General features: G+C 72.6%; 20 protein-coding genes and 1 pseudogene. 12 read left to right on the top strand and 9 right to left on the bottom strand.

The features are described 5' to 3' along the window. Positions 1-49: 49 nt before the first annotated feature. Entirely contained in the window at positions 50-424 is a 375-nt protein-coding gene (locus ABNF97_RS03675) for a hypothetical protein (protein ID WP_207230423.1), read from the top strand. 11 nt (positions 425-435) lie between these two features. Here the strand turns inward: ABNF97_RS03675 and ABNF97_RS03670 are convergent, their stop codons facing one another. Together ABNF97_RS03670 and ABNF97_RS03665 are read right to left on the bottom strand one after the other, a co-directional pair. Then, on the bottom strand, positions 436-1,680 hold the full coding sequence (locus ABNF97_RS03670) for a D-alanyl-D-alanine carboxypeptidase family protein (RefSeq protein ID WP_349337638.1): 1,245 nt from the start codon (positions 1,678-1,680) through the stop codon (positions 436-438). A 106-nt stretch (positions 1,681-1,786) separates the two neighbouring features. Continuing rightward, positions 1,787-3,124 (bottom strand): Bcr/CflA family efflux MFS transporter, encoded by a 1,338-nt coding sequence (locus ABNF97_RS03665; RefSeq protein WP_207230422.1) that lies wholly within the window; start codon positions 3,122-3,124, stop codon positions 1,787-1,789. Between the two features lie 51 nt (positions 3,125-3,175). On the opposite strand from ABNF97_RS03665, the gene ABNF97_RS03660 reads away from it, so the two are divergent. The 3 genes and pseudogenes from ABNF97_RS03660 to ABNF97_RS03650 form a co-directional block, all read left to right on the top strand. Beyond that, on the top strand, positions 3,176-3,661 hold the full coding sequence (locus tag ABNF97_RS03660; protein WP_207230421.1) for a MarR family transcriptional regulator: 486 nt from the start codon (positions 3,176-3,178) through the stop codon (positions 3,659-3,661). 178 nt (positions 3,662-3,839) lie between these two features. Continuing rightward, complete coding sequence (locus tag ABNF97_RS03655; RefSeq protein ID WP_130461204.1) at positions 3,840-6,173, top strand: MMPL family transporter; 2,334 nt, start codon at positions 3,840-3,842, stop codon at positions 6,171-6,173. Between the two features lie 119 nt (positions 6,174-6,292). Beyond that, positions 6,293-9,037 (top strand): annotated as a pseudogene (locus ABNF97_RS03650) (ATP-binding protein); the annotation flags it as partial. A 421-nt stretch (positions 9,038-9,458) separates the two neighbouring features. Here ABNF97_RS03650 and ABNF97_RS03645 read toward each other — a convergent pair. Further along, complete coding sequence (locus ABNF97_RS03645) at positions 9,459-9,959, bottom strand: MarR family transcriptional regulator (RefSeq protein WP_130461203.1); 501 nt, start codon at positions 9,957-9,959, stop codon at positions 9,459-9,461. Between the two features lie 100 nt (positions 9,960-10,059). On the opposite strand from ABNF97_RS03645, the gene ABNF97_RS03640 reads away from it, so the two are divergent. Together ABNF97_RS03640 and ABNF97_RS03635 are read left to right on the top strand one after the other, a co-directional pair. Beyond that, positions 10,060-10,644 (top strand): YceI family protein, encoded by a 585-nt coding sequence (locus ABNF97_RS03640; protein WP_349337637.1) that lies wholly within the window; start codon positions 10,060-10,062, stop codon positions 10,642-10,644. 182 nt (positions 10,645-10,826) lie between these two features. Beyond that, complete coding sequence (locus tag ABNF97_RS03635; protein WP_130461201.1) at positions 10,827-12,305, top strand: glutamate-cysteine ligase family protein; 1,479 nt, start codon at positions 10,827-10,829, stop codon at positions 12,303-12,305. Positions 12,306-12,311: 6 nt separating this feature from the next. On the opposite strand, the gene ABNF97_RS03630 is transcribed toward ABNF97_RS03635, so the two are convergent. After that, positions 12,312-13,670, bottom strand: coding sequence for a hypothetical protein (locus ABNF97_RS03630; RefSeq protein WP_207230420.1), 1,359 nt, complete (start codon positions 13,668-13,670; stop codon positions 12,312-12,314). Positions 13,671-13,932: 262 nt separating this feature from the next. On the opposite strand from ABNF97_RS03630, the gene ABNF97_RS03625 reads away from it, so the two are divergent. Together ABNF97_RS03625 and ABNF97_RS03620 are read left to right on the top strand one after the other, a co-directional pair. Next, positions 13,933-14,604: a PASTA domain-containing protein gene (locus tag ABNF97_RS03625; RefSeq protein ID WP_165436617.1), complete on the top strand. Its 672-nt coding sequence runs from the start codon at positions 13,933-13,935 to the stop codon at positions 14,602-14,604. Positions 14,605-14,722: 118 nt separating this feature from the next. Then, positions 14,723-15,418 carry a PASTA domain-containing protein gene (locus ABNF97_RS03620; protein WP_349337636.1) on the top strand — a complete coding sequence of 232 codons (696 nt, stop codon included), beginning with the start codon at positions 14,723-14,725 and terminating at the stop codon, positions 15,416-15,418. A gap of 15 nt (positions 15,419-15,433) precedes the next feature. On the opposite strand, the gene ABNF97_RS03615 is transcribed toward ABNF97_RS03620, so the two are convergent. Both ABNF97_RS03615 and ABNF97_RS03610 read right to left on the bottom strand, forming a co-directional pair. Beyond that, a complete protein-coding gene (locus tag ABNF97_RS03615) occupies positions 15,434-16,003 on the bottom strand; it encodes a hypothetical protein (RefSeq protein WP_130461198.1) in 570 nt (189 codons plus the stop codon). A gap of 116 nt (positions 16,004-16,119) precedes the next feature. Next, the gene (locus ABNF97_RS03610; protein WP_349337635.1) at positions 16,120-16,422 is read right to left on the bottom strand and encodes a hypothetical protein; all 303 of its coding nucleotides are present in this window, start codon (positions 16,420-16,422) and stop codon (positions 16,120-16,122) included. Positions 16,423-17,009: 587 nt separating this feature from the next. Between ABNF97_RS03610 and ABNF97_RS03605 the strand changes: the two genes are divergently transcribed. The 3 genes from ABNF97_RS03605 to ABNF97_RS03595 all read left to right on the top strand — a co-directional run bounded on the left by ABNF97_RS03605 (position 17,010) and on the right by ABNF97_RS03595 (position 18,768). Then, positions 17,010-17,891, top strand: coding sequence for a Scr1 family TA system antitoxin-like transcriptional regulator (locus ABNF97_RS03605; RefSeq protein WP_130461197.1), 882 nt, complete (start codon positions 17,010-17,012; stop codon positions 17,889-17,891). After that, on the top strand, positions 17,861-18,082 hold the full coding sequence (locus ABNF97_RS03600; protein ID WP_130465694.1) for a DUF397 domain-containing protein: 222 nt from the start codon (positions 17,861-17,863) through the stop codon (positions 18,080-18,082). The genes ABNF97_RS03605 and ABNF97_RS03600 overlap by 31 nt, the downstream gene beginning before the upstream one ends. 242 nt (positions 18,083-18,324) lie before the next feature. After that, on the top strand, positions 18,325-18,768 hold the full coding sequence (locus tag ABNF97_RS03595; RefSeq protein ID WP_349337634.1) for a hypothetical protein: 444 nt from the start codon (positions 18,325-18,327) through the stop codon (positions 18,766-18,768). Here the strand turns inward: ABNF97_RS03595 and ABNF97_RS03590 are convergent. After that, on the bottom strand, positions 18,736-19,335 hold the full coding sequence (locus ABNF97_RS03590) for a hypothetical protein (RefSeq protein WP_349337633.1): 600 nt from the start codon (positions 19,333-19,335) through the stop codon (positions 18,736-18,738). The genes ABNF97_RS03595 and ABNF97_RS03590 overlap by 33 nt on opposite strands. Before the next feature lie 249 nt (positions 19,336-19,584). On the opposite strand from ABNF97_RS03590, the gene ABNF97_RS03585 reads away from it, so the two are divergent. Beyond that, a complete protein-coding gene (locus tag ABNF97_RS03585; RefSeq protein ID WP_130461194.1) occupies positions 19,585-21,453 on the top strand; it encodes a S8 family serine peptidase in 1,869 nt (622 codons plus the stop codon). 84 nt (positions 21,454-21,537) lie between these two features. Here the strand turns inward: ABNF97_RS03585 and ABNF97_RS03580 are convergent, their stop codons facing one another. Beyond that, positions 21,538-22,317, bottom strand: a complete 780-nt coding sequence (locus ABNF97_RS03580) for a 3-ketoacyl-ACP reductase (RefSeq protein WP_130461193.1) — start codon at positions 22,315-22,317, stop codon at positions 21,538-21,540. Further along, a complete protein-coding gene (locus tag ABNF97_RS03575) occupies positions 22,314-23,708 on the bottom strand; it encodes a hypothetical protein (RefSeq protein ID WP_349337632.1) in 1,395 nt (464 codons plus the stop codon). Before ABNF97_RS03575 ends, ABNF97_RS03580 begins: the two co-directional genes overlap by 4 nt. Positions 23,709-23,801: the final 93 nt, after the last annotated feature.

The raw sequence follows: 23,801 nt of genomic DNA, 5'->3' as shown, positions 1-23,801 counted from the left end.
CCGTTCAGCCCCGGTGTCGAGGTTATCCTGATCCGGCATACTCCGTCGGATGACGAACGACGACCAGCTGTCCCACCGTCCCCCGGTGCCGAACACGCGGCTGAACGACTCGACCCCGCACCGCCGGCTCCGGATGGTCGCGGTGCTCGACGTGCCGGCGGAGCACCTGACCGCCTTCCGGCGCTACGAGGACCTGGTGCTTCCGCTGCTGACCGAGCACGGCGGACGGCTGGAGCAGCGGCTGCGCACCGGGGACGGGTGTACCGAGGTGCACCTGCTGTCGTTCGCCGGGCGGGATGGGTACGAGTCCTATCTGGCCGATCCGCGCCGGGCGGTCCACCGGCAGGAGGAGTTGCGCGGCGTCGAGCTGACCAGCCGGTTCCTGGAGGTCTCCGAGGTCGACCCGGTACGCCCGGCGGAGTAGCGGGACCCTGGTCAGCGGCCGATCCGGCGGCGTGCGGCCCGGCGCCGCCGGTGGAGCAGCAGCCCGAGCAGGGCGCCGACCAGCACGACCGGGGCGACCGTGCCGAACAGTTGGTCGGTGCGGAATCCCCGGTCGTCGAGGCGTACCCGGGTAGCGCCGGCGGCCGGCGAGGAGACCTGGTTGCCGGAGTCGGTCGGGATCGGTGCGACGAGCTGGCCGACGGTGGCGGCGGCGGGCAGCCCGAACCCCCAGTCGAGCAGCGCCGCCCCCTGCTCCCAGCCACGCTGCGGCTGCGACTCCGCGCCGAGCAGGGTGACCAGCAGGGTACGCCCGTTCCGCTCGGCCGCTCCGACGAAGCTGTGCCGGGCCAGGTCGGTGTAGCCGGTCTTGCCGCCCAGCGCGCCGGGATAGCGGTGCAGGAGCTGGTTGTCGTTCCAGATCGGATAGCCCTTGGTGTTGTTGACCGCCTGTGCCGGCACCTGCGCGATCTTCGTGCCGGCGTACCGCCGGAAGTCGGCGTGCGCGAAGCAGGCGCGAGCGATCAGCGCCAGATCGTAGGCGCTGGTGTACTGCCCGGGGCCGTCCAGCCCGGACGGTGTGGCGGCGTGCGTCTGGTGTGCCCCGAGCCGGGCCGCCTCGGCGTTCATCGCCGCGACCCCGCCGGCCTGGCCGCCGGCACCGCCGCCGAGCCGGGCCAGGACGTTCGCCGCGTCGTTGCCGGAGTTGAGCATCAGGCCGAGCCAGAGCGTCTCCACGGTGTACCGGCCGCCGCGTACCAGCCCCATCGCCGAGCTGCCCGGTTCGAAGTCGAGATCCGACTCGGTCACCTCGACGACCTGCCGCGGGTCCAGGTGTGGCAGTACCGCCGCCGCCAGCAGCAGCTTCTGCACGCTCGCCGGTACGCCGTACTCGTGCGGACCGCAGCCGCCGAGCACCGCGCCGCTGGTCAGGTCGGCGACCAGCCACGAGGTGGCGGTGACCTTCGGCGGTTCGGCGACGCCGGACGGGGTGACCAGGCCGGCCGTCGCCAGTGCGGGGCCACCGACCGTCGCCTTCGCCGGGTCGAGCGGCGGCGGGGCGGGGCGGGTCGGCCGGGCCACCGGTGGGCTCGGCGCCGGGCAGGGCCGGGCCGGAGTACCCGCCCTGGCCTGGGCCGCAGTTCCCGCCATCGCGGCTCCGGGCGCGCCGGCCATGGTCACCGACGGCAGCACCAGTGCTGCGGCGGCTACCCTGAGTGCGAGCAACCCTCGGGTCATACTCCGGAGAGTAATCTTCGTCATCCATACGGGTGGCAGTTTCGGAATTCGGGGCCGCGCTCCTACCTCGGCCCGCCCAATCCCATGCCGTGACCTGTCGCTTCCGCTAATCGGGCGGAGCGCCGGCAACCGGCCCGGCGGGCACCTGGTCGCCCCGGGGCCGCTTCGCGGATCGGGTGAGCAGCAGGGCGAGGCAGGCGACCGTGACACAGCCGGTCATGCCGAGGAACAGCACCACGGCGTTGTCCCGCCCGCCGAGCCCCATCAGCGGGGCCGCCACCGCGGCGAGTACGCCCTGGAGGGTGCCGAGCACCGCCGACCCGCTGCCGGCCGCCCTCGGTACGCGTTGGATCGCCAGCGCGGTCGCGTTCCCCATGATCATGCCGAGCCCGACGAAGAAGAGCAGCAGTGCGACCGCCACCGCCCGGTCGAGTGCCCCGGCCAGGGTGACGGCGAGCAGCCCTCCGGTGGTGACCAGCATGATGGCCAGGCCGATCCGGAGCAGGACCGCCGGGGATGCGCCCCGACCGACGACCCGGGCGTTGACCGCGCTGCTCAGGGTGGCGATCAGCGCACCGGCGGCGAAGGCGACGGCGGCCTGCCGGACGGAGAGCTCCAGGACGTACTGGAGGAAGAAGGGCGACGCGGCGATGTAGCAGAACAGGGCCGCGAACCCGAACCCGAACGCGCAGATGTAGCCGAGATAGACCCGGTCGGTCAGCAACGACCGCGCGGTGCCCAGGGTGGCGCGGAGCCCGCCGGCGTGCCGGCGGTCCGGCGGCAGACTCTCGGGTACGCCGACGAGCGCGACCAGCAGCGTGAGCAGCAGCCCGACCGCGAGGGTGACCCAGACCGCCCGCCAGCCGGCGGCGCTGGTGACCACGCCGCCGATCAGCGGTGCGGTGATCGGGGCGATGCCGGTGAGCGCCATCAGGATGCCGAACATCCGCGCGGCGGCCGGCCCCTGGGCGGTGTCGGAGATGACGGCCCGGCCGACCACCACCCCGGCCGCCGCGCTGAAGCCCATCACGGACCGCAGCGCGGTCAGCGTCGTCAGGGTGGGCGCGAACGCGCAGGCGGCGGCGGAGGCCGCGCAGACCGACGTGCCGGCGAGGATGAGCGGCCGGCGGCCGTACCGGTCGGAGAGCGGACCGAGCACGAGCTGTCCCAGGGCAAGCCCGATCACGAACGCGGTGAGGGTGAGCTGGATCCCGGCGGGGTCGGTGCGGAACTCGTCGGCCATCCGGGGGAAGGACGGCAGATACATGTCGATGCCCATCGGCGGCACGAAGGCCAGTAGCACCAGGGCGGGAAGCAGCAGTCGGGGTGACCTGCCGGGTGACCTGGCGGGCGGTTCGCCGGGTGGCCCGGCGGGTGGATCGCCGGACGTCTCGGGCGGTGACGGTGGGTTGGACTCTTCGCTTCGCGAGGGGGCGGAAGTCACGACGGCAAATTACTATACCTATATAACTATGTCTAGCGTTATCCTCGTGAGGTGAAACGAGTGACCATGGCGGACGAGACGGTCCTCCGGCAGGCGAGGACACTCGTACCGGTTCTGTACCAACTGAGCCGGGTGCTGCGGCAGCACGGCGTCGACGCGGCCGGGCTGGGCCAGTTGCCACCGTCCGAACTGGAGGTGCTGCGGTACGTCGCCGACGCCCCCGGCGTCTCGGTGAGCACGCTCGCCCGTGACCTCGGGCTGCACGCCAGCAACGTCAGCGCGACCGTCCGCGCCCTGGTGGCCCGCAACCTGATCCGCCGCGAACCGGACCCGAACGACCGGCGAGCCGTACGGCTGCACGCGACGGTCGAGGCGGCGCACGGCTCGGCCCGGATCGAGGACGCCTGGGCCCGGATCTTCGCCGCCGCCATGGCCGAGATCGACGACGAGCAGCGGGTCGAGCTGTCCAACGCCGCCGCGGCACTCGGCGCGCTCGCCGAACGCCTCCGGGCCCGCCGTGCCCTCGAACGCGACTGACCGGGCCCGTCCGCACCCTGACGGCAGCGGCCCGCCCGGGACCCGACACACCGGACAGTCAGTTCTGACCGGATAGCGGCTGACGTACCACTGCTCTGGGTGTTTGCATGTGCGCCGAGGGCGACGAGCGGGCGGCGACCCCCGCGTCGATGCGTGTCGCGTCAGGGGAGGTTCGGGCATGTTCGCTGCGTTCGGGCGATCGCTGTGGCGGTGGCGCTGGCCGGTCCTGGTCGGCTGGCTGGGATTGGTGCTGGCCGGGGCCACCCTGGGCGGACAGGTCTTCGACCGGCTGGTCGACACCGACAACCTCCGCCCGGACGCCGAGTCACAGCGGGCCGACCGCCGGGTCGCCGAGCTGCTGCCGGAGGGCCCGATCGTGGTCGCCGTCGTCCGCGACCGGGACCCGTACGACCCGGCGCTGGTGTCCAGCGTCAACCGGGTACGCGCCGAGGTGCTGGCCGTGCCGGGGGTCAGCGAGGTTGAGGACCTCTACAACGCGGCGGGCGGCCGGATCGGCGCCGACAACCGCAGCAGCCTGGTCCGGGTGGAGTTGGCAGCCGGGCTGCACACCGCCGACCGGGAGGCGGCCGAGGACCGGGTGGCCGCCCTGCTGCGCGGCATCGACGCACCGCAGGTGCTGGTGGGCGGCGAGGATCTGGCCGAGCGGGCCTTCGCCGAGCAGGCCATCGACGACGCGGCCGTCGGGGAGTCGATCGCGCTCGGCGTACTCCTGGTGGCGCTGGTGGTGATCCTCGGCGGTCTGCTGGCCGGGGTCCTTCCGCTGCTCGCCGCGCTCGCCGCCGTCGTGGTGACCCTGCTCGGCCTCTATGGCCTGACCGCCGTCACCGGGGTCGGCGAGTTCACCGTCAACGTGGTGACGCTGCTCGGCATCGGCCTGACCGTCGACTACGCGCTGCTGCTGATCGCCCGGTTCCGCGAGGAGCGCGGTGCCGGGTCGGGGCGTGGCGCCGGGTCGCGGCCCGGCGCCGGACCGGAGCGCGGTGCGGGGCGTGGGAGCGGTGCGGGGGCGGAGCCCGGCGATCCGGTCGAGGCGCTGGCCCGGACGATGGCGACCGCCGGCCGTACCGTGCTCATCTCCGGCCTGGCGGTCGCCGCCGCGATGGCCGGCCTCTACGTCTTCGCCTCGCCGCTGCTCGCGGCGATGGCGCTCGGCGGCGCCCTGGCGGTGGCCCTGGCCACGCTGGCCGGCCTGACCCTGCTGCCGGCGCTGGTCGCCGTCGCGCACCGGCGCATCCCGCCCCCTGGCGCCCGGACCTGGCTGCGCCGGGCCCTGACCGTCGCCGCCCGCCCGGCCCGCCGGATCGTCCCGGCCAGCCCACGATCGGGTACGCCCGGTGCCGATCCCGGCCTGCTCGGCCGACTGGCGGGATACGCACAGCGCAAACCCGGGCCGGTCGCGTTCGGCGTCGCCGCCGGCCTGCTGCTGCTGGCCCTGCCCTTCCTGGCCGGCGCCAACCTGGCCAACTCGGACGCCCGGGCGCTGCCCCGGTCGATGGAGGCCCGGCAGGTGCACGACGTGCTGCTGCGCGACTTCGAGGCGGGCCGGGCCGCCCCGGTCACCGTCGTCGTCGAGGCGGATCCGGCCAGCACCGAGGTGCGGGACCTGATGAACCAGCTCAACACCCTGCCCCAGGTGATCCGGATGCAGCCCCGGCCGGACGTGCCCGGTGCGGCGGTGGTGATCGACCTGACCCCGCGCGGCGCGACCGGCGGCCCGGAGTCCCGTGACCTGGTCCGCGCCGTCCGCGCCCTCGACCAGCCACTGCCGCTGCTGGTCGGTGGGCCCGCCGCCGAGCTGGTCGACTACCGGGCGTCGGTCACCCGACGACTGCCGTACGCCGCCGGAGTGCTGCTGCTGGTCACCACCGTGCTGCTCTTCGTACTCACCGGCTCGCTGGTCATCCCGGTCAAGGCGCTGGTGCTGAACGTGCTGACCCTGCTCGCCACCCTCGGCGTGCTGGTCGTGGTCTTCCAGTGGGGGGTGGGGGCGGCCCTGCTCGGGGTGGAGTCCTGGGGGGCGATCGACCTCACCACCCCGATCCTGCTCTTCGTCTTCGTCTTCGGACTGTCGATGGACTACGAGGTGTTCCTGCTGGCCCGGATCCGCGAGGAGTGGCGCCGATGGTCGCATCTGCGTACCCCGGCGGCCCGCACCCGCGCCGGACAGCGGGCGGTACTGGCCGGGATCACCCGGACCGGTCCGGTGGTGACCTCGGCGGGGATCTGCATCACCATCGTCTTCCTGGGTTTCCTGCTCGGCGACCTGACGGCGGTAAAGGAGATCGGCTTCGGCATGGCGGTGGCCGTACTCCTCGACGTGACCGTGGTCCGCGGGCTGTTGTTGCCGGCGGTGATGAGCCTGCTCGGCGAGTGGAACTGGTGGGCACCGGACCCACTACGTCGGCTGCACCTGCGGTTCTCCGGCGACCCGGAACGACCGGCGGGCTCGCCGGCTCCACCTGCTCCGGTCCCGGTCTCCGCCGAACCGTGAGGGTTCGGTTACCCGCCGGAACCGGTCATCAGTGATCTGTCGGATATCTATGTCCTCTTCCGTCGGTAGCGCGACGTATCTATGCCGGGGCCCAGCCGGGCTGCGTAGTCTTCCTGGCCATGACTCCGGATCATGGTGCTGACCGGGTTCCGGGTGGCTTCGCCGAGTTGCTCCGCCGGTGCCGGCTGGCGGCCGGGCTGACCCAGGCCGAACTCGCCGAACGGGCCGCCGTCGGGATCCGTACGGTCCGTGACCTCGAACGGGGCCGGGCGTCCCGCCCGCAGCGGACGACGGTCGAGCTGCTCGCGACCGCACTCGGACTGGCCGGTCAGGACCGGGCCGACTTCGTCGCACTGGCCCGGGGCCAGGCCGGGCCGGTGGCGGAGGTGGGCGGCCTGGCCGCACCAGGGGCCCGGGGCCTGCCGCCGCGCGGCCTGGGACTGCCGGAGCCGGGTGAGCTGATCGGTCGGGACCGGGACGTGGCCGACCTGGCCGCGATGCTCACCGAGCAGCCCCGGGCGCCGCGCGGGGTGGTCAGCCTGGTCGGCCTCGCCGGAGTCGGCAAGACCGGGCTGGCGCTCAAGGTGGCCCGGGAGGTGGCCGAGGAGTTTCCCGGCGGCACCAGCGGGCTCGTGATGATCGAGGGTGCCACCGAGGAGGACGTCCTGTCGGTCGTCGCCACGGTCTTCGGCGTCGGCCGGGCCAGTGACCTTGCCGGCCGGTTCTCGGACGCACCGTCACTGCTGCTGGTGGACGCCGTCGAGCGGGCTCCCGGCGCGGCCGCCGAGGCGCTCGACCGGCTCGCCGAGATCGCGCCGACGCTGCGGGTGCTGACCACCGGACGGCACCCGGTGGGGCTCGCCGGGGAACGGGTCCGGCCGGTCGCCCCGCTGGAGGTGCCACCCGCCGACGTCCCGGCCGACCTCGCGGCGGTGGCGGAATATCCGGCCGTCGCGCTGCTGCTCGCCCGGCTGCGCCAGATCGGCCGGGAGCCGCCGCAGCCGGACGAGGTGGTCGCGCTCGTCGAGCTGGTACGCCGGCTGGGCGGGCTGCCCCTCGCCATCGAACTGGCCGCGGCGCACGGCCGGGTGCTCAACCTGAACGAGCTGCTCGACCGGTACGGCAACCGCCTGCTCGACCTCGGCACCCCGCCGGTGGGCCGGGAGGCGGCGGTGACCCTGCGGGACGCGGTGGCCGCGAGTTACCGGCTGCTCGACGCCGACGAGCGTGCGGCGCTGCGCCGCCTTTCGGTGATGCGCAACCGCTGGTCGGTGGAGCTGGCCGAGGCGATGCTCGCCCCCGACCCGCTCCCGGTGGCCGGCACCCCGCCCCGGGATCCGCCGACCCGGCCGGCGGGTACCCCGCCGAGCCGGTCCGCCGACGCCGATGTCCCATCCGTCGGCGATCCGCAGCCGTCCCGGGTCGCCGGGGATCCGCAGCCGTCCCGGGTCGCCGGGGATCCGCAGCCGTCCCGGGTCGCCGAGACGGAGGGTTCCGGCGACGGGCCCGGCGGTCCGGTCGATCCGGTCCGGTTGCTGGACCGCCTGCTGGCGCACGGGTTGATCGGCGCCCGGGGCAGCGGACCGCTCCGGTTCCGGGTACTCGACGTGGTGCGGGATTTCGCGGCCGAACGTGCCGCCGTCAACGGCGAACTCGCCGCGATCCGCCGACGGCACGCGTCGGTCTTCGCCGGGCTGGCCGCCCGGGTCGCGCCGGAGTTGGCCGGTGCCCGGTTCGTCGAGGCGGTCGGCCGGCTGGACGAGGTGGCCGGTGACCTGTGGACGGCGCTGGCGTACTCGGCGAACGACGATCCACACACCGCGCTGCGGCTGGCCGGTCACCTTGCCCGTTGGTGGCGTTACCGGGGACGGGACGTGGCCGGTCGGCAGTGGCTGCGCCGGCTGCTGGACGATCCGCGCACCGGGGACGCCGATCCGACCGCCCGAGCCTGGGCCCAGGTCGGTGTCGCGCAACTGGCCCAGGAGCACGGCGCCGGGCCGCAGGAGCTGCCGGCTGCCGAGGCGGCGGTGACGGCGTTCCAACGGTTGTCGGACGTACCCGGTGAGCTGGCGGCCCGGAACGTACTCTGTGGACTGTGGACCGCGGTCGGCGGCCACGACGAGGCGCGGCGGCACGGCGAGGCGGCTCTGGAACTGGCCACCGGGATCGGCCGGATCCGGGACATGGCGGTGGCGCAGAACAATCTGACCTGGCACGAGATCCGGATCGGTGACCTCGCTGCCGCCCGGCGTCGGCTGGCGGCGGTGGACCGGCTCGCCGGAGAGTGCGGTGAGGAGCGCCTCCGGGTGTTGGCCCGGGCCAACCTGGCCGAGGTGGCCCGCCTGGAGGGCCGGTACGCGGACGCGGTCCGGCACGGTCGCCGGGCGGTGTCGGCCCTGGCCGACCTCGGCGATCCCGGGCACCGTCGACGGGCGCTCGGCACGGTCGGTCTGGCGCTCGCCCAGGACGGGCGGATCGACGAGGCGACCGCGGTACTCTCCGAGCTGCGTGCCCGGAAGGCGGTCGACGGATTCGGCCCGGTCGAACCGGAGCCCGGGCGTGCCCGGGTGGACGAGATCGCGCCCCGGGACGACGGGCTCTGCGCGTTGATCGAGGCGAGCCTGGCGATGCAGCGGGGCGACCGGGACTGGGCGGCCGAGTGGTACGCGGCGGCGGTGCGGGCCTGTGAAGGGTCTCGTGACCTGCGGGACGTCGCTGAGGCGCTGGTCGGCCTGGTGGCGAGTACCGACGATCCGGTGGCCCGGACGGCGGCGGTCGAACGCCTCGATCAGGTGTGCCGGGAGGGCGGGATCGTCCTGCTGGCCCGGGAGCGGGCGCTGATCGAGGCGGCGCATCCGGACCCGGCCGAGGCGGCGCATCCGGACCCGGCCGAGGCGGCGCATCCGGACGGGGCCGGGGCGGCGCATCCGGACGGGGCCGGGGCGGCGCATCCGGACGGAGTCGTGACGGACGTGGCACAGCCGGAGAGCTGACCCCGCGGTGGCTCGGCGCTCACCTTGGGGCCGTGGCGCGAGCGGGACAGCCCCCCGACAGAGCCTCACTGACACCCGCCCGCGCCACGTCCCCAGAGCCCCCCGGCTGCCTGAAGGTTAACCAGAATCCGTCGCCCGTTTTTTCTGATTAGTTGGTGACGTGGCGATTTGTGCGTGAGTTCTGCCGGTCTTTCTGCCGGTGAGGCCGGGAGGTGAGGCCGGGAGGTGTTCGTGCTCTCCGAGAGTGGTAATAGGAATCCGTGAGGATTGATCGACAGTCCGTGGACGCAGGTCAACGGGCGGTCGTCGCCTCGGCGCTGGTGCCGGCGCTGCCGGCGGTGGCGCCGGGATGGACCGCGTCCCGGACGATCCGCAACGAATCGAGCAGGCCTTCCAGTTGGGCCGGTTCGAGTTGGCCGACGAACCAGTCCTGGATCAGCTGAATGTGGCCGGGCAGCGTCTCTTCGAGTCGCGCCATGCCGGACTCCGTCACCACGGCGTACGCGCTGCGCCGGTCGGAGGGGCAGGCGCGGCGGCGGAGCAGGCCGTCCCGTTCCATCCGGTCGACGACCCGGGTCACGCCGCTGGTGGAGAGCGAGGTCTGCGCGGCGAGGTCGGTCATCCGGAGTTGGTGCTCGGGTGAGCGGGCCAGCCGCATCAGGACTTCGAACTCGACCGTCGACAGCCCGTGCTCCTCGAACTGGGCGGCAAATCTGGCGGAGAGCCCGGCATGCACCTCCATGACCAGGCCCATGGCGGTGATCCGGGCGTCGTCGTGCAGGTTCTTGGTCACCCTGCCATCGTAGCAGTAGTTGACACCGGGAATATTGCTATGTCTATAGTTGCTGTGTCAGTCATCGAGCACACAACCTAATCTCCTGGGAAGGCACATCATGACCAGCAGCGCCGAGACCGCCGCCACCCGCACGTGGGAAGGGCTGACGATCCCCACCGCCGGCACCTACCTGCTTGACAAGGCACACAAGCGCGTCGGCTTCGTGGCCCGGCACATGATGGTGAGCAAGGTCCGCGGCCAGTTCCGTGAGGCGGAGGCAACGATCACCGTCGCGGAGAACCCGCTGGACTCCGCGGTGACCGCGACCATCCAGGCCGGCACCATCGACACCGGAGCCGAGGACCGCGACAACCACCTGCGCAGTGGCGACTTCCTCGAGGTGGAGAAGCACCCGACCCTGGAGTTCCGCAGCACCGGGGTCAAGTCGCACAGTGGCAACGAGTTCGTGCTCACCGGCGACCTCACGGTCAGGGACGTCACCAAGCAGGTCGACCTGACGGTCGAGTTCGAGGGCGTCGGTCGCAGCCCGTACGGCCAGGACATCTTCGGCTTCACCGCCACCACCGAGATCGACCGCGAGGAGTTCGGGCTGACCTGGAACGTCGCCCTGGAGACCGGTGGCGTACTGGTCGGCAAGAAGATCAAGATTGAGATCGAGGGCGAGGCCATCCGCCAGGCCTGAGTCCGCCGCCCGGCCACACCGGTCCGGGATCGACCCAAAAGTGCCCCGGTCACCGATCATGAACCTACTGGTGACCGGGGCGCATCTCTGGGTAATGCGCCCGGTGGAAAATGCGGCCCGATCGTATGCGATCGTGGACGAGGTGCCGTTTCCGCAGACAGCGCCTCGCGGTGGGAGGGTTGATGGGCCAGGACGTGTCGGAGGTCCCCTTCACCCGGGAGGACCGCATCCGGTACCGGCAGAAGGTACGCCGGTGTCTGGACGTCTTCGCGCTCATGCTCGACGACTTCGGCTTCGACGCCGACCGGCCGACCACCGGCCTGGAGATCGAACTCAACCTGGTCGACGCGAACGCCGAACCGGCGATGCGCAACGCGGAGGTGCTGGACAACCTCGCCGACCCGAGCTTCCAGACCGAGCTGGGCCAGTTCAACCTGGAACTCAACGCCCGGCCCCGCCTGATCGAGGGGGACGGCTTCGCCGACTACGAGCAGGACCTGCGGGCCAGCCTCGGCCGGGCGGAGGAACTGGCGGTCAAGTCCGACGCCAACATCATCCTGATCGGCATACTGCCCACGCTCACCCCCCGGCACCTGGTCCGCGACAACCTCTCCAGCAACGAGCGCTACCAGGTGCTCAACGACCAGATCGTCGCCGCCCGGGGCGAGGACATCGAGCTGGACATCCGGGGCGTCGAGCGGTTGCAGACCCACACCGACTCGATCGTCTCCGAAGCCGCCTGCACCAGCCTGCAGTTCCACCTCCAGGTGGCGCCGGACAGCTTCGCCGACTACTGGAACGCCGCGCAGGCGATCGCCGGGGTGCAGGTGGCGCTCGGCGCGAACTCGCCGTTCCTGCACGGCCGGCAACTCTGGGCCGAGACCCGGGTCGCCCTCTTCGAGCAGGCCACCGACACCCGGCCCGACGAGCTCAAGGCCCAGGGCGTACGCCCCCGGGTCTGGTTTGGCGAGCGGTGGATCACCTCGATCTTCGACCTCTTCGAGGAGAACGTCCGGTACTTCCCGCCGCTGCTGCCGATCTGCGACGACGAGGACCCGGTCGAGGTGCTGCACAACGGCGGCATCCCCCGCCTTCCCGAGTTGCGGCTGCACAACGGCACCGTCTACCGGTGGAACCGGCCGGTCTACGACGTCATGAACGGCCGCCCCCACCTGCGGGTGGAGAACCGGGTGCTCCCGGCCGGACCGACGGTGGTCGACATGCTGGCCAACGCCGCCTTCTACTTCGGGCTGGCCCGCGACCTCGCCGAGGGCGACCGGCCGATCTGGAGCCAACTGACGTTCAGCGCGGCCGAGGAGAACTTCCACGCGGCCGCCCGTCGGGGCATCGACGCGACAGTCTCCTGGCCCCGGCTCGGCGAGGTGAAGGTCACCGAGCTGGTCCTCGACGTACTGCTGCCGAGGGCGGCGGCCGGGCTGGACCGGTTCGGCGTCGGCGCCGAGCACCGGGACCGGCTGCTCGGCATCATCGAGCAGCGCTGCCGCACCGGCCGCAACGGCGCTGTGTGGCAGGTCGAGGCGGTGCGGGCCGCCGAGCGCGGCCGGGGAATGGACCGGTCCGAGGCGCTGCACCACATGCTGCACCGGTACGGCGAACTCCAGCGGACCGACGAGCCCGTGCACACCTGGCCGGTCGACTGACCCGGGTCAGCGGGAGCGGCGCCCGAGCCTGCCCAGCCTGCCCTTCGTACCGCCCCCGGTGACCGGCTCGGCGGACTCCCCCGCCCCTGCGGCCCCGTCGTCCGCGGCACGGTCCGGCTCGGCGTCGGCACGGTCCGGTTCCGTGGCGGTACCGTTCGGTCCGGTGGTCGCCGGGGCGGGTGCACCGTCCGGCTCGGTGTCCCGGAGCCGGCCGGCGGTGCTGGTCGAAGGTGCATCGGTGTCGGCCCGGTCGGCGCCACGCCGTGCCCGGCGGCCGGGCTGATTGGGCAGCCGGGCCGGCCGGCCCGCACCGCCGGCCGGGCTGGTCGCGCGCACTTCTCCGGTCGGGTCGGCCGCGTGCTCTCCGGTCGGGCGGGTGCCGACGTCGTCGGTGTGACCGGTCTGCTGGAGCAGCTCCGTGCCGGCGGACGGGGCGGTGGAGTCGGCGTGTCGGGCCATCGTCTCCGAGTGCTGCGCCAGCGCCGCCACCAGCGCGGACCCGGCGAGCCCGGCGACCACCGCGTACGGCGCCATCAGATGTGCCGACACCTGCTCCGGCCGGATGCCCGCCAGGCGGGGAGCGGCGACGAAGTAGGCGACCGCCACCAGCAGCGGTCCGCTGATGCCGGAGACGGCGGCACCCACCCGCGTCGCCGGCCGTCGCGCCGCCGAGCGGGCGGCGAACGCGCCGATCAGCAGCGCGGAGCCGAGTGAGAGTGCCGCACCGGGCCAGTAGAAGTAGTCGCGGAACCAGAAGGCTTCGCCGCTCGAGGTCAGCTGCCACACCCCGAGCTGCGCGGCGGAGAGCCCGCGTCCGGAGAGTACGCCGTCGACGACCGAGATCACCGCGAGCGCCCAGAGCCAGCAGACCGTACCGAGCACGTTGCTGGCGACGGCCGGTGACGAGATGGCCCAGAGCGCCGTGACCACCCCGAGCACGATCCCCAGGATCGCGTAGCCGGCCGCGACGGACTGCGGAGCGGCAGTGTCGGCACGCACCACCGCCCGAGCGGGTACGGCGACCAGCACCACGGTGACCAGCGCGCCGATCGCACCGGAGACGGCGAGCACGACCCGCCACAGAAAGGTGGTCAGGGTCGGCGGCCGATCGCCGGCGGGGCCGGCCGGACGTCGGCCGGCTCCGCCCAGCCGGTGTGCGCAGACGGCACCGGCGACGGTCGAGGTGGCGGCTATCCAGGCGGCCCAGGTGAGGCTGGCGACCCAGGCCGCCTCGCTGGTGCCACCCTCCGACGGCAGCCAGGCGATGATGCCGAGCCCGTAGCCGAAGCCCAGTTGGGCGGCGCCGGCGCCGGCGGCAACGCCGACCGCCGTCGCGACGGATCCTCCCCAGCCTCGTGCGGCCATGCGGGGCAGCGTAGCGTCCACACGATGCCGGGGCGAGCCCACGAACCGGGAGCAGCCGTCCCGACACGATACGTGGCAGGTTGCGCTTCGAGGGCCGGGCCACCGATGCTGTCGGCACCGTCGCCACACCCGCAGGTATCGCAGCCGTACCCAGACAGTTCCGCCCGCATGGAGGAGCCGACGACATGCCGAGAACCACCACCACGCCGGGCCGCCCGTTCCGTCCCATGGCTGCAGCCAGGGGTTTCTCGGGCGGCGCTTGATGACGGACGAGGCTGTGGCGGGACCACCGGACCTGGGCGGCGGTTCCTCGGACCGGGCGGGATTGTTCGCCGGCGCGGCGGTCGGACTGGTCATCTGTGCCGTCGTCGGTGCCCTCGGTGGGTACCTGCTGGCCGGTGACGGTGGGCCGGACCAGCCGGATGCCGGCGGCGCCACCCCGACGGCGGAGGCGACGAGTCGGACACCACGCAGTACGCCGAGTCAGACCCCCAGCCGCCGGCCGAGCAGCGCCCCGCCGCCGGTCGGCCAGATGATCCTGCCCGACGTGGTCGGCGAGGACTTCCAGAAGGCCCGGGCCAAGCTGCTCGGGCTCGGCCTCGGCGTGCAGTTCGTCTTCGGCAGTGCGGGCGACGACCCCACGGTCGCCAGTACCCACCCGAGGGGTGGGACCGCGGTGAAGCGGGGCACCACGGTCCGGGTCACCGTGGTGGGTGCGGCACCGGAGGTGGTGGTGCCCGCGCTCGCCGGCGAGTCCTGCAAGCAGGCGGCGCGGCAACTGGTCGACGAAGGCCTCTATCCGAACTATCCGACCGGGAAGCGGGGCGAGGTACGCCACCAGGAGCCCTCCGGCGGGACGGTGCTGCGCTGGAACCAGCGGGTCCGCCTCTACTGTTCCGACGGCCCCCTCCAGAGCGGGCCGCCGACGCCCTAGCCCGTCGCCGGCGGAGCGCGGGCAGACACGCCGGGCCCGCGACGATGGGCGGCGGCACGTCTGGTCGGATAGGTTTGACGCGGTTCGCCCGGTCCATCCGATGGCGAGAGGACGTGGCATGGCCGAGGATCCGCGGCAGCCTCCGGAGGATCCGGCCGACGCCACCCGGGCCGACCCGACCACGCGGCCGCTCGACGCGACCGTCCGGCGGCCCGACACGACCGCGCCGATCCCGCCCCGCGAGCCGGCCTGGTCAGGCCGGGCCGGAGTGCCGCCCCGCGGCCCGACCCCGCCCCAGCAGCCGCAGCCGGACTGGGGTTACGGCGCCGAGGAGGACGACCGGCGCTGGTGGATGCCGATCCTGGTCGGGACGGTGGCGGTGATCCTGCTCGGCGTCCTGGTGGTCGCCGGCTGGGCGATCTTCGACTCGGCCCGGCGCGACGCTCCGACGTCGCCGTCCCCGGTGGTCAGCACCCCGGCGGCGCCGACCGCCTCCACCACCGGTCCGCCGACCACCGCCGCCACCACGCCGAGCGCCACCCCGGGGGGCACCACCGAGGCACCGGTACCGCTGCCTCCGCTGGTCGGACTCTCTCAGCGGGAGGCCGTGGCGGAGCTGGAGCGGCTGGGACTGGTGCCTCGGATCCGGCCACAGACCTCCGGTCGATCACCGGGAACGGTCCTGGACACGGATCCGTCGACCGGCACGGAGGTCGAGCCGGGCGGCGAGGTCGTCCTCGTGGTCGCCGTGCCGCCGACCCCGCCGCCGACCACCGCGCCCGGTCCCACCGGTCCGACCCAACCCACCCCGTAGGCCGGGTCGGTCCGGTTACCAGTAGCGGCGCCTGGTGCCGACCATGACCAGCCCGACCGCCGAGATCACCAGGCCGAACAGGCCGGAGTACGCCAATGAGCGCTGATAGCCCGGCGGTGGTCCGCCGGTGGACGGCGGTGCCCCGGCCCGGGTTTCGGCGTCGTCGCCAGGTTGCCGGTCCGGACCGGTCGGAGCCCGGTGGGCATTGTTGTCGAAGGCGGTGGCCGGATCGGTCGCCGGTTCGACGGTGCTGACGGCGTCGTCCGGAGTCCCGTCGTCGTTCCCGGTCGGCATCCGGTGCCAGGGCCCGACGCGCCGCCCCGGCCAACCCCGGTCGGTACGGGTGGGGAATGCGGAGGCGGCCGCGCCGCCGCGCCCGGAGGGGTCGGTCAGTTCCGGTGCGGGTCTGGTACGCCCCGATTCGACCGGCGTCGGGTTGGCGGCCGTGGGGCGTACGGCCGGTGGGCGGCCGGTGCCGGTGCCGCTCGTGCAGCCGGGCAGGCCGACGGTGATCAGGATAAGCAGCAGGCTGACCGGCATGCTCCGACACGTCGTCCGGTGTCGGTCGGAGGTCTCAACTGCCATCGGCGGCTCCCAGGTTCGGGGCCCTCGACGACGTGCGGGTGGTGAACCCGTGGGGTGGGTACGCCAATTCTAGGGCGGTGACCGTGGAGGCCGCGCGACGTTGCCGCAGATGCCGCTCAGCCCACCCGGACTCGGGCGGTGACGGTGCTGGAGTTGGTCCGGGCGGGTGGCCTGGCCCGCGGGTAGTTGTGCCGGCCGGCGTTGGTCTGGAGTTGACGCAAGCCGTTGACCTGCACGAATATCGACCGTCGTGCGACCGCGTCGCCGCTCGGGTTGAGCTCGTAGCCGTCGAGCCAGACCCAGCCGTGGTAGGTCTGCCAGTCGTGCACCCGGATCACCCGGAAGTAGATGGGTTCGGCGAACTGGACGCTCGCCGCGCGGGTCACGTGGAGCACGTCACCGGAGCGGGGAAGGGACACATCAGCTCCTGTCCGACTGGCGCCGGGCAGGCCGGCGGAAGTGGCGGGGCGGGGGTCTGGTGGGTGGTTCTGACGCGGTCACTCGGCTGCGCCGCCAGGGAGTGGCCGAAGGAGTGGGGCGTCGGCCGGGGCGATGCGTCGTTGCCATCACATCGCCCCGGCCAACACCTGTCGACTCCGGGACGCGCCAGCCGCCGTAGCGGCCCTGGCATACAGCGGCGGGGGCTCTTACCCCGGAGCGGGGCTTCTCGCCGTACCGCCGGCACGGCCGTCCCCACGGTCAGGCGAGAATGGGGGAGCATTGCGTCGCCTGACCAGAGGGGAACGCTGCGTAGCCCGAGCCATACGGACAGGGTGCATCAAGAACATGATCAATGCAAGTTGCAGTTTGCCCTTTGCTCCGGGATGGCGATAGTGGGCTGTACGGCGCTTGATGCGCCGCGCGTGGAACCGGCAGACTGGATCCGGTTTCGGCCCCTGCGGCCGAGCGGATCATCGCTCCATCCGCCGCGAATGATCCCCGCCGGTCGGCGGTCGAAGGCGCGGCGGCAATCCGACTCCCCAATTGATCGTCCGGAGGTGTCCCGGTGACCGAGCGCCGGAGCCCGACCATCCGCCGTCGGCGGCTCGGAGCCGAGCTGCGCCAGCGCCGAGAGAAGGCCGGAGTCACGATCGAAGCCGTCGCCGAGTTGCTGGAGTGCTCCGCGTCCAAGGTGTCCCGGATCGAGACCGGTCACACCAGCGCCACCGTCCGGGACGTCCGGGACATGCTCGGGATCTACGGCGTGACGGGTGCGGAGTGCGACGAGTTGATCCAGATCGCCCGGGAGGCCCGGCAGAAGGGCTGGTGGCATCCGTACAGCCCGGTGCTCGCCGGGGCGTACGTGGGGCTGGAGGCGGCGGCCGCCTCGATCCGGGCGTACGAGCAGCAGACCGTGCCCGGACTGTTGCAGACCCAGGAGTACGCCCAGGCGATGATCCGGTCCGCCCGGCCGGACTGGGTCGCCGAGGAAGTCGACCAGCGGGTCCGTGTCCGGTTGGGTCGTCAGTCGTTACTTGACCCGGACGATCCGATCGATCTGTGGGTGGTGCTCGATGAGGCGGTGATCAGCCGGCCGGTGGGCGGCGACGCGGTCATGCGAGCCCAGTTGGAGCGGCTGGTGGAGGCCGCTGACCTACCGAACGTCACGCTCCAGGTCCTGCCGTTCGACGCCGGTGCGCACGCCGGCATGGACGGCACTTTCACCATCCTCGGCTTCCCGGAACCGGGTGACCCGGACGTGGTCTACGCCGAAAACGCTACGGGCGGGCTATTTCTGGAGAAGCGGGATGAACTACAGAAATACATATTTATCTTCGATCATATCCGCGCGGCAGCCCTACGCCCGGAGGAGTCCGTCGCGCTGATTTCGAAGTTGGCAGAGGAGCCATTGTGGAAGTGGAGACAAAGGGGTACCGCGTCGACCTGAGCGGGGCAGCCTGGCACAAGAGTTCGCGCAGCGGACCGAACTGTGACAACTGCGTCGAGGTGGCCTTCGCGGGCGGCGCGATCGCGGTACGCGACTCGAAGAACCCGAGCGGGCCCGCCCTGATCTTCACGCCCGACGAGTGGGACGCGTTCGTCGGCGGTGCCAAGGACGGCGAGTTCGACCTGCTCTGAACCACCGACACCCCAGCGCGGTCATCCGCTCGGCATCGAAGCCGCCCGGATGGCCGCGCTGGTCCGCGTCGATGTACCCGACGACATCCCCCGGACGTTCCGACTCCCGGGCGCCTCGACGTCGCCCGGCGGGTCCGGCCGGCCGTCGCCAGTGACCGGTCGGGTCGTTGTACCAAGTGGCACGAGTCGGGATGACCGGCCGCCGCAGGGGGTTCGCACACCGAGCGAGGCAGGCGAGACACATGACGATCGGGTCGGAGAATCTGGGCAACGGTTCCGCCAAGCCGGAACGGTTCGGCGGCAAGTACCGGGGCGCCCGTCGGGACACCAGCACCACCGTGGAGGAAGCGCCGGCCGAAGGCGACCTCGGGGCGTCGGAGGGCGCACCGGCGGAGCGGGCCTCCGAACTGGGCGCCGGTCTGGCGGCGGCGAGCCCGCCGGAGCGTACGCCGACGCTCCCGTCGCTGGACATGGGCGGGCTGACCGAGCCGGTCTTCCCGCCGGCCGGCTGGCCGGACGTGCCGCCGAGCGAGCCGCTCGTCGACCATCCGCTGCTGCGCGGGCTGCTGCTGGAACTGCCGCCGAAGGGCACCGTCCCCGGTTCGCTCTGGCTCGACCGCTGGTTCGAGGCCGCCCGGGCGATCCTCGAACTGCTATACGTGCAGGACACCAGCCGTACGCGATGAGCGCGACCGTACGGTGACCGCCCGCTCCACCAGCCGGCTGTGCCGCAGCGCGTGCCGTACCCCGATGGTGCCGACCGCGAGCACCGCCGCGGTGAGCACCACCCCGATCATGCCCGGACTGGTCAGCGGCACCAGACCGGTCGCGGTGACCAGCGCCGGCAGCATGACCAGGCCGGTCACCTGCACCGGCAACGCGATCATCGGGTGGGCGGCGGCGGCGCGCAGCGTGGGTGGGGCCGGGGTCTCCGGCGCCGAGGCGAAGGCGCCCGCGCCGACCCAGAGCTGCCGCAGGCGGCGTACCGTCACCGCCGCGACGGCCGCCGCGGACACCGCCGGCAGCGCCAGCCCGGCCGCCGTCCGGTCGGCGAGCGTCGGCTCCGCCTCGACCAGACCGGCCAGCAGTATCCCGGCCAGACCGGCCAGCCCGGACCCGACCAGCGCGAGGAGCAGCCCGGTACGTCGGCGCAGCGGCCGCGCGGCCCGTTGCTGCGGCAGCCCCTCGACGACGAGACCGGCCGCGAGCCAGACGGCGGCGATCGCGAGCAGGATGACGAGATCGGTGTCCATGCCAACAGCCTTGCCCGGTTTCCGGCTGGGCGAATCCGGGCCCGCCCCCACCGATCCCCCGAGAAGGCACCCGTAGGGGGTGCGGCCGCCCGCCGACGAGGGCAGAGATGACCATCTCTTCGTCAATATAGAACGTTCGGGATCTACTGTTCCGCAAGGGTTCTGACTACTGTCAGCTCGATCGGTCGTGCTGACCCGTCACTCAAACGGGGCGGGCGGTCGTGCACCGATCGGAGGGGAGGAGGGGAGATGAGTCTCCCTCGTAGGTCCGTGATAGTCGGAGTGTCCACTCTGGCCATGATCGCCGCTGCCGCCGTACCGGCCGCCGCGGCTCCACCGGAAGCACCTGTCCGGGGCGTCGGCAGCCCGAACGCCGTCGCCGACAGCTACATCGTGGTGTTCAAGGACACCGCGGTCGCCCGGGCCAACGTGTCGACGACGGCGCGGGGCCTGATCGGCAAGCACGGCGGCAAGGTGGGCCGCACCTACAGCGCCGCGCTGCGGGGCTTCGAGATCAGCGGCTCGGCGCAGACCGCGCGGCGGATCGCCGCGGACCCGGACGTGGCGTACGTCGAGCAGAACAAGATGTTCCAGGTCAGCGGTACCCAGCCGAACCCCCCGTCCTGGGGCCTCGACCGGATCGACCAGCGGAGCCTGCCGCTGAACAGCTCGTACACCTATCCGAACACGGCGTCGAACGTGAACGCGTACGTCATCGACACCGGTATCCGGTTCAGCCACGGTGAGTTCGGCGGCCGGGCGGTGAGCGGGTACGACGCGATCGACGGCGGTACCGCCGACGACTGCCACGGGCACGGCACGCACGTCGCCGGTACGGTCGGCGGCACCGCGTACGGGGTGGCCAAGGCGGCCCGGATCTACGGCGTACGGGTGCTGAACTGCTCGGGTCAGGGCAGCACCGCCCAGGTGGTCGCCGGGATGGACTGGGTCACCGCGAACGCGGTACGCCCGGCGGTGGCCAACATGAGCCTCGGCGGCTCGGCGGACAGCGCGATCGACACCGCCGTCAACAACTCCATCAACGCCGGCATCACCTACGTGGTGGCGGCCGGCAACGGCAACACGCTCGGGGTGCGGCAGAACGCCTGCAACTACTCCCCGGCCCGGGTGCCGAACGCCATCACGGTCGGTGCCACCCAGAACAACGACGCGGCGGCGAGCTTCTCCAACTACGGCACCTGCGTCGACATCCTGGCGCCGGGCGTCGGCATCACCTCCGCCTGGCACAACAGCGACTCCGCCACCAACACCATCAGCGGCACCTCGATGGCGTCGCCGCACGTGGCCGGCGCGGCGGCGCTGGTGCTCTCCGCCAACCCGACCTGGTCGCCGCAGCAGGTCCGCGACCACCTGGTCGACAACGCCACGCCGAACGTGGTGACCAACCCCGGCACCGGCACCCCGAACCGGCTGCTCTACGTCTCCGAGGGCACTCCGGCGAACGACTTCTCGGTCTCGGTCTCCCCGGGCACCGGGTCGACGGCGCCGGGCGGCTCGGTGTCGGCCACCGTCGCCACCGCCACCACGGCCGGTTCCGCGCAGTCGGTGACGCTCTCGGCGAGCGGCCTGCCGAGCGGTGCCACCGCCACGTTCAGCCCGGCAACGGTCACCTCCGGTGGCTCGGCGACGCTGACCATCGCCACCACCGCCAGCACCGTGCCCGGGACGTACCCGCTGACCATCACCGGCACCGGGGCGTCGGCGACCCGGAGCGCTTCCTACACGCTGACGGTGACCGGCACCGGCACCGGCTGCACGGCCAGCAACCCGACCGACGTGGCCATCCCGGACACCAACGTCAACGTCACCAGCGGGATCACCATCGCCGGGTGCAACCGCAACGCCTCCAACACCTCGACGGTGGCGGTGAACATCGTGCACACCTACCGGGGTGACCTGATCATCGACCTGATCGCTCCGGACGGCAGCGGATACCGGCTGAAGAACAGCAGCATCTTCGACGGCGCCGACAACGTGAACACGACGTACACGGTCAACCTCTCCGCCGAGGCCGGCAACGGTCTCTGGCGGTTGCAGGTGCGGGACGTCTACTCCGGGGACACCGGCTACATCAACGCCTGGACCCTGACCCTGTAGTGCGCTGACCCGACAGCGGGCGGGCCCCTTCCCACGCCGGGAAGGGGCCCGTCGCGTCGTCCGGGCCCGCCGTGGGCAGGGCGATCAGAGGGTACGCAGGTGGAAGCCGCCGTCGACGTCGATCACCTGGCCGGTGCTGAACGGCAGCAGGTCGGTGGCGACGGCCACGACCGCCCGGCCCACGTCCTCGGGCTGCCCCCAGCGCCGGATCGGGGTCAGGCCCTGATTGAGGATCAGGTCGTCGTACCGGGCCCTGACCGGGCCGGTCATGTCGGTCTCGATGACGCCGGGCCGGATCTCGTAGACGTTGATCCCGTGCTCGGCCAGCCGGGCGGCGTAGAGCTGGGCGGTCATCGCCAGCCCGGCCTTGGTGACGCAGTAGTCGCCCCGGTTGACGCTGGCCGTGTAGGCGCTGATCGACGAGATCACCACGATCTTCGGCCGTTCGACCCGGCCGGCCGCCTGCTGCGCGATCATCGTGTTGGCGACGAGCTGGATCAGGAAGTACGGGCCCTTGAGGTTGATGTCGACCAGCCGGTCGAAGGACTCCTCCCCGGCCTGGAGCAGGTCCGCCCGCACGCTCGGCGCCACCCCGGCGTTGCTGACCAGCAGGTCGATCCGGCCGAACACGGCCGTCGTCTCGTCGACCAGGTGCCGCCGGTCCCCGGCCCGGGACACGTCGGCCCGGACCAGGTGGGCCCGGCCGCCCAGGGCCTCGACCTCCTTGCCGACCTCCGCCGCCGCGTCCGCGTTGCTGGCGTAGTTGACCACCACGTCGTGTCCGGCGCCGGCCAGCGCCAGCACCACGCCGCGGCCGATCCCGCGTGACCCGCCGGTCACCACCGCCACCGGTCGGCCGGTCACGCCCGCACCCCCGACGGGCCGAAGAAGGTGTAGTACGGCTCGTCCCGGGCCACCCGCTGCAGATAGAGGGCCAGCTCCCGGGCGTGGTAGTCGCCCCACATGCTCGACTCGCCGTTCGGCACCCGCTGCCCGGCGGGGACGTGGTCCCAGCCGTTCGGCCGGTGGTAGACCGAGTGCAGCAGCAGGCCCTGGTGCCGGGCGTCGGTGCTCAGGTACGGCTCGCCGAAGAGCGTGTCGGCGACGGTCAGCCCGGCCTGCCAGTACTTCCGGCCCTCCTCGGTCCGGCCGGCCCGGTCGAGGTGGCGGCCCAGCCGGAGCAGCCCCTGCGCGCCGATCGCCGCGGCCGAGGAGTCCACCGGCTCGTGCGCGTTGTAGGGGTCGGCCGGCCGGTCCAGGTAGTCGCCGAGATGGACCAGCCCGGGCGCCCCGGTGTCCCAGTACGGCACGCCGTCGGTGGGGGTGTGTGCCAGGTAGAAGTCGCAGGTGGCGGTGGCGGCGCGCAGCATCGTCGCCTCGACGGCGGCCCGGCCGCCGTACGGGGTCAGCTCCTCGTCGGGCAGGACGGCGAGGAACTCCAACTGCTCCGGGAAGCCGAGCATCGCCCAGGCCAGGCCCCGGGTCCAGGTGCTGAACGGGGAGTACCCCTGCTGGGTGCTGGGGCAGCGGTAGCTGCCGTCGTTCACGTTGAAGATCGATTCATGGGCGGTCCGTCCGGGGACGTCGTAGCTGTCCCGGCCCTCGCCGTAGTAGACGTTCCACCGGGCGGTGTTGCCGGCGTGCTCGACCAGCCGGCGCAGCAGCGAGATCCGCTCGTCCCGCTCGCCCATCAGCACGTGTCCGAGCAGGTGCGACACGGCGAGCGCCCGGCAGGACCGGATGGTGTCGACGAAGAGCGACTGCGGCCCGTTGAACGAGTAGACGTAGCCGGTGCCGTCCGCCGTGGTCTTCCAGCGGGCGGCCTGCACCGCGCCGGTCAGCTTGAGTGCCAGCTCGTAGAAGTCCCGCTCGGCCCGGTCGGCGGGGATCCGCCCCTCGTTCATCAGCCGCCACAGGTTGCCGTACGTGCTGACGTTGTTGAACCCGTGGTCGTGTACGCCGATGTGGCTGACGTGGCTGGCCATCACCGCGACGGTCTGTTCCCGGCCGGAGTCGAGGAACCGCCGCTCGTCGGTGGCGTCGAACTGGAGCAGCGCGGAGCCGTACTGGAAGCCCTGGGTCCACTCGGTCCAGCCCCGGGCGGTGTACTGCCCGTCGACCGTGAAGACCGGCGACGGGGCGCCGGGCGGGCAGCTCTTCCCGATCGAGTCGATCTTCTGAGCGGAGACCTCCCAGAGCCGGTCGATCTTCGGTAGCAGCGCGGACGGGGTCAGGCCCTGGTCGATCCTCATCATCGGCCCAGCATAGGAAAGCGCTATCCTGGCGCAACAGGGGGCGACCGGATGAATTCCGTCCCATGGCGGGCCCGGCCAGGGCCGGTCGGCCGC

Source organism: Plantactinospora sp. B6F1 (assembly GCF_040120695.1).
GTDB lineage: Bacteria > Actinomycetota > Actinomycetes > Mycobacteriales > Micromonosporaceae > Plantactinospora.
Note: the sequence above shows the minus strand (reverse complement) of the source record. Positions and strands in the feature narration are given on the sequence as shown.

What these genes read in the sequence shown, in the direction of transcription:
- ABNF97_RS03675 (WP_207230423.1), top strand. Translation starts at nt 50, where the DNA reads ATGACGAACGACGACCAGCTGTCCCACCGTCCCCCGGTGCCGAACACG.
- ABNF97_RS03670 (WP_349337638.1), bottom strand. Translation starts at nt 1,680, where the DNA reads ATGACCCGAGGGTTGCTCGCACTCAGGGTAGCCGCCGCAGCACTGGTG.
- ABNF97_RS03655 (WP_130461204.1), top strand. Translation starts at nt 3,840, where the DNA reads ATGTTCGCTGCGTTCGGGCGATCGCTGTGGCGGTGGCGCTGGCCGGTC.
- ABNF97_RS03640 (WP_349337637.1), top strand. Translation starts at nt 10,060, where the DNA reads ATGACCAGCAGCGCCGAGACCGCCGCCACCCGCACGTGGGAAGGGCTG.
- ABNF97_RS03635 (WP_130461201.1), top strand. Translation starts at nt 10,827, where the DNA reads ATGGGCCAGGACGTGTCGGAGGTCCCCTTCACCCGGGAGGACCGCATC.
- ABNF97_RS03630 (WP_207230420.1), bottom strand. Translation starts at nt 13,670, where the DNA reads ATGGCCGCACGAGGCTGGGGAGGATCCGTCGCGACGGCGGTCGGCGTT.
- ABNF97_RS03625 (WP_165436617.1), top strand. Translation starts at nt 13,933, where the DNA reads ATGACGGACGAGGCTGTGGCGGGACCACCGGACCTGGGCGGCGGTTCC.
- ABNF97_RS03620 (WP_349337636.1), top strand. Translation starts at nt 14,723, where the DNA reads ATGGCCGAGGATCCGCGGCAGCCTCCGGAGGATCCGGCCGACGCCACC.
- ABNF97_RS03615 (WP_130461198.1), bottom strand. Translation starts at nt 16,003, where the DNA reads ATGGCAGTTGAGACCTCCGACCGACACCGGACGACGTGTCGGAGCATG.
- ABNF97_RS03595 (WP_349337634.1), top strand. Translation starts at nt 18,325, where the DNA reads ATGACGATCGGGTCGGAGAATCTGGGCAACGGTTCCGCCAAGCCGGAA.
- ABNF97_RS03590 (WP_349337633.1), bottom strand. Translation starts at nt 19,335, where the DNA reads ATGGACACCGATCTCGTCATCCTGCTCGCGATCGCCGCCGTCTGGCTC.
- ABNF97_RS03585 (WP_130461194.1), top strand. Translation starts at nt 19,585, where the DNA reads ATGAGTCTCCCTCGTAGGTCCGTGATAGTCGGAGTGTCCACTCTGGCC.
- ABNF97_RS03575 (WP_349337632.1), bottom strand. Translation starts at nt 23,708, where the DNA reads ATGATGAGGATCGACCAGGGCCTGACCCCGTCCGCGCTGCTACCGAAG.